The organism is Acinetobacter sp. YH12137, assembly GCF_013418535.1.
Classification (GTDB): Bacteria; Pseudomonadota; Gammaproteobacteria; order Pseudomonadales; family Moraxellaceae; genus Acinetobacter.
Genome location: NZ_VPBW01000069.1, coordinates 1 through 4,214 on the forward strand (window position 1 = coordinate 1; position 4,214 = coordinate 4,214).

The 4,214-nt window shown below is 37.8% G+C and carries 7 protein-coding genes and 1 pseudogene; 6 read left to right on the forward strand and 2 right to left on the reverse strand.

All coding sequences use genetic code 11. The features are described from left to right. The 4 genes and pseudogenes from FTU72_RS15895 to FTU72_RS15910 all read left to right on the forward strand — a co-directional run. A pseudogene (locus tag FTU72_RS15895) lies at positions 1–90 on the forward strand (IS5/IS1182 family transposase); the annotation flags it as partial. Positions 91–342: 252 nt separating this feature from the next. Beyond that, entirely contained in the window at positions 343–1,677 is a 1,335-nt protein-coding gene (locus FTU72_RS15900; RefSeq protein WP_004668300.1) for an ISNCY-like element ISAba32 family transposase, read from the forward strand. Between the two features lie 129 nt (positions 1,678–1,806). Then, positions 1,807–2,103, forward strand: a complete 297-nt coding sequence (locus tag FTU72_RS15905) for a type II toxin-antitoxin system RelE/ParE family toxin (protein ID WP_005175534.1) — start codon at positions 1,807–1,809, stop codon at positions 2,101–2,103. Between the two features lies 1 nt (position 2,104). Continuing rightward, complete coding sequence (locus FTU72_RS15910) at positions 2,105–2,395, forward strand: addiction module antidote protein (RefSeq protein ID WP_060875721.1); 291 nt, start codon at positions 2,105–2,107, stop codon at positions 2,393–2,395. An 86-nt stretch (positions 2,396–2,481) separates the two neighbouring features. On the opposite strand, the gene FTU72_RS15915 is transcribed toward FTU72_RS15910, so the two are convergent. After that, positions 2,482–2,826 (reverse strand): hypothetical protein, encoded by a 345-nt coding sequence (locus tag FTU72_RS15915; RefSeq protein ID WP_004282115.1) that lies wholly within the window; start codon positions 2,824–2,826, stop codon positions 2,482–2,484. Positions 2,827–2,837: 11 nt separating this feature from the next. Then, entirely contained in the window at positions 2,838–3,137 is a 300-nt protein-coding gene (locus tag FTU72_RS15920; protein WP_227607580.1) for a DUF4258 domain-containing protein, read from the reverse strand. A gap of 133 nt (positions 3,138–3,270) precedes the next feature. On the opposite strand from FTU72_RS15920, the gene FTU72_RS15925 reads away from it, so the two are divergent. After that, on the forward strand, positions 3,271–3,753 hold the full coding sequence (locus FTU72_RS15925; RefSeq protein WP_166138373.1) for a hypothetical protein: 483 nt from the start codon (positions 3,271–3,273) through the stop codon (positions 3,751–3,753). After that, on the forward strand, positions 3,746–4,057 hold the full coding sequence (locus FTU72_RS15930) for a hypothetical protein (RefSeq protein ID WP_004282111.1): 312 nt from the start codon (positions 3,746–3,748) through the stop codon (positions 4,055–4,057). Before FTU72_RS15925 ends, FTU72_RS15930 begins: the two co-directional genes overlap by 8 nt. The last annotated feature ends 157 nt before the right edge of the window (positions 4,058–4,214 follow it).

A 4,214-nucleotide genomic window follows, 5' to 3' on the forward strand; every position in this document is an offset into this window, starting at 1 on the left:
AGAGGAATAGCTACTCGATATGACAAGCTCAAAAGAAATTATCAAAGTTCTGTTGCCTTAGCCTGTATATTTTTATGGCTACCGTTATAGGGTTAATTATGAACAGTAAGTGTCAACAGACCCTAATTATTAATATCATAAATTAAACATTAGATTTTTATCAGGTTATAAAAAATATTTATTCATAATTTGACAATAATTTTTAGAGGCTCCCCCCATTTAACATAATGGCTGTTATACGAAATTAATGTGTTAGAACCCATTTAAAGTGTCTATATTCTCACCAATAAAAATGTCTAGTTTATGATGGTTTTCACCATCATGGACTGGATATAAATATAGATGCTGATCACTATGTCTGATAAAGAAATTCAACGTCTTGCAGTTCTGCAAGACGTTAGAGATCATCGTATTACCCAGGTCCGTGCTGCTGAAATCCTGAATCTTTCCACCCGTCAAATTACCCGGTTATTGCAGAAACTCAATCAAGATGGTGTCTCAGGTATGGCACATGCCAGTCGTGGTCAACCTGGCCATCGTCGCCATGATGACTTGTTAAAATCAAAGTGCCTTTCCATTATTGCTGAACATTTGCTGGGCTTTGGACCCACCTTGGCGCATGAGAAGCTCAGCAGCATGTTTGGTCTGCATATCCCTGTAGAAACGGTTCGTCGCTGGATGACTGCAAATGACCTGTGGATTCCTCGATCCAAGCGTCTGAAACGTCCGTATCAGCCTAGATATAACCGTGATTGCTTCGGTGAGCTGATCCAGATCGATGGCTCATATCATGACTGGTTTGAAGGCCGAGCTTCCAAATGCTGCTTGCTGGTTTATATCGATGACGCCACTGGAAAGCTGTTGCATCTGCGCTTTTGTGAGGCTGAAACGACCTTTGATTATATGCTTTCAACCCGAGCCTACATTGAGCAATACGGCAAGCCTTTAGCGTTTTATAGCGATAAACACTCGGTATTCCGAGTGAATCAGAAATCGAGCCAAGATAGCCAGATCACGCAATTTGGGCGGATTCTGAATGAGTTAAATATTGATATTATCTTCGCCAACTCACCCCAGGCTAAAGGCCGTGTGGAACGTGCCAATAGAACACTCCAGGATCGCCTGATCAAGGAAATGCGCCTAGAAGGTATCTGTTCAATTGCCGAGGCAAATGCCTGGCTGCCCTGCTTTATTGAGCATTTCAATCAGAAGTTTGCCAAGTGTGCGCGAAACTCAAAGAATTTACATCGGCCATTAACCGAATCTCATCTTGAACTGGATGATATTTTTACCTGGCAGGAACCGCGTAAGGTCACCAAGAATCTGACCCTGACCTATGACAAATGTATTTATCTGCTTGAACCGATAGAGCTGAATCATAAGCTTGTTGGGCAATATATTTCATTTCTGGAGTACCCGGATGGGACTGTGGCCCTCATGCACGAGGGACGAAAGCTCAACTACAGCATTTTCAATAAATTAGCTGGGCTACAGCAGAATGAGATCGTTGAGAATAAACGGTTAGGTACAGTTCTGGCACATATTCAGCAACAGCATGAAGAGTTGGAAAAACAGAATAAACGTTCCCGTCTCAAGAAAAGTATGCCGAGTCGTAAAGCTCAGAAAGCTGTTATTGAACAAAGAAAGTTAAATCCTGTGCTTGACTCTTGTGGTTAAAAACAGGACATTTTAAATGGTTTATCACATAGACATTTTAATTGGTGAATAACATAATGGATGTCCGTATAGACTACTTGCATATTGTATTCGATCGAATACAATATAGTGAGAAGATAAGGAATTCTCATGATTGAAATTAAACGTCTGCCAGAATTTGATGAATGGTTAGATGGCATTAAAGACAATATGACCCGTATTCGTCTGAATCGTAGATTAGATAAGGTTCAACGTGGAAATTGGGGAGACATTAAGCCTCTCCAAGATGGCGTTTGGGAAATGAGAGAGTTCTTCGGTGCTGGATGGAGAATGTATTACATCCAGCATGGTGACGTAGTGATTGTAATGCTTGGTGGAGGAGATAAATCGACTCAACAACAAGACATCGATCGTGCAGTCAAATTATCGAAAACATTGGAGGATTAAAATGGTTAAAGTCGCTGATTTACCAAGTTTTGATATGGCTGAGTCACTCAAAACTGAAGAAGACATTGTGATGTATCTCAATATGGTTCTTGAAGATAATGATCCAGCTGAATTAGCCCATGCACTTGGTGTTATTGCTAAAGCTCGTGGCATGACTCAAATTGCTAAAGAAGCAGGGATTGGGCGAGAGGCACTCTACAAAGCCCTACGTCATGATTCAGCACCACGTTTTGATACGATTAATCGTGTAGTAAATGCGTTAGGCTTAAAACTCACTGTACAACACGCCTAAAACTTTAAAAAATATAGTAAAAATGGGAGCTAAAGGCTCCCATTTTTAGATTCGTATAAGGTGTATTATGTTAATTGTAGCAAAACTCAATAATCATAGCCTTCCTGATAACCCTCATGCTCACTAAGGTCATTAATTACACTATCGTATACACCTGAGTAGTTCATAAGATCTCCATTATCATCATGTTCATAGTTTTCAGAACCTTCATAATCCGATCCAGAATGATTAGATATAAATCCTCTGTTAGCCCCTGTTAATGATTGTGTGAGTGGTTTTCTGGGAGGGGGATTATTAGGTTCTGTTTGATTTTCGTATGGCTCATCATCATCGTATGGAATATCAGAGGATTCTTCTTTCTGATATCTATTCAAAGCATCATCAGAACGCCATACATAGATTTTGTCTTCATTTTCATATTTCTTGTTCATGACACTATTCCTTAAGAATATTTGTTTTTACGACTATCAAAGTCGTAGGCAGTAATTAAAGACTCATATTCACTAACAACAACGATTCCGCCTTTATCCAAGAGCTTAGCCATCACAGCTAATTCACGTAGCATTTCTTCTCGATGACGAAGGATCAATTTTCTATTCACGATCACCTTATCTCCATCGATTTCACCATGCTCTAAAGCATAGTTAACCATTGCTTTGGTAATTCCTCGTTGAGAAGTTCTCTTCATGAAATGGTTCGTTTTAATCATTTTATTTCTGCCTATTGCCTGTATGTTTTTCATCCTATAGCACACACAAAAACTTGTAAATACTTTTTGTAATTTTTTTAATTACAAAAAGTATTTACATTTGTATCTACACTTATATTTAATGTGCTATAATTTATTCAATTTCAAAAACTGATAGATAAAACAAATGGTTGAAAAATTAGATTTAGAAGAGTTGGCCTATAGACATCGAGCTAAAAGGGAAATGTCTATCGATGGGCTGAGTGCTTTTGTCGAACTAGGTTTGAATACTCGTATCAATCTTGAGCCTAATGCAATGAAAGGGCTGTCAATTAAACTTTCCGAAGATCAGAATATGATTCTTGAATCAGTTGCAAATGCTATAGGCAAAAGCAAGAGTAAAGTTCTTCAAGAAATAGTTAGCTCTTATATAGAATCAGCTTATCTTTCATATCTGAAAGGCCTTTATCAGATTGGTGATTTAAATCAAGAAAATACTGATATTGATGCAGTACAGGACCATTTAATTAAGATAAAAAATAAACTCAAAGATTCAGGAAATGAGTATTTCCATATCTTCATGCTGGCAAAAATGGGCTTCATAGACCGAGCTACGGATTTAGCAGATGAAATACTGAATCAACAAAAGAAGGGGCAAGCTAATGAGTAATTATTTTGAAGAACTAGGTCTCCTTCATGCTACAGAGCTAGATGCAAAGTCTGTAAAAACTCTCGCAATGTCATTTAAGTTACCTGAGCCAGATCTCATGAAATTGGATGTTTTTTGTGAAGATATGGGAATCAATCGAAGTAAATTTATCCATATGTTATTAGATGATCAAAAGGCCTTTGATGCTCTAAAAACATACATGCTGGCAAGTCAAAAAAATATAGACGACTTAGCTTTACCTGACAGTATTAGAGGGAAATTCGAGACTTATTTACAGCTGGAAGATCCAAGCTCTGACTGCTGATTTAACATAATGGTTGTTATACGCAATAAAAATGTTAGAAACCATTTAAAGTGTCTATATTCTCACCAATAAAAATGTCTAGTTTATGATGGTTTTTACCATCATGGACTGGATATAAATTAGAGATGTTGATCACTATGTCTGACAAGGAAATTCA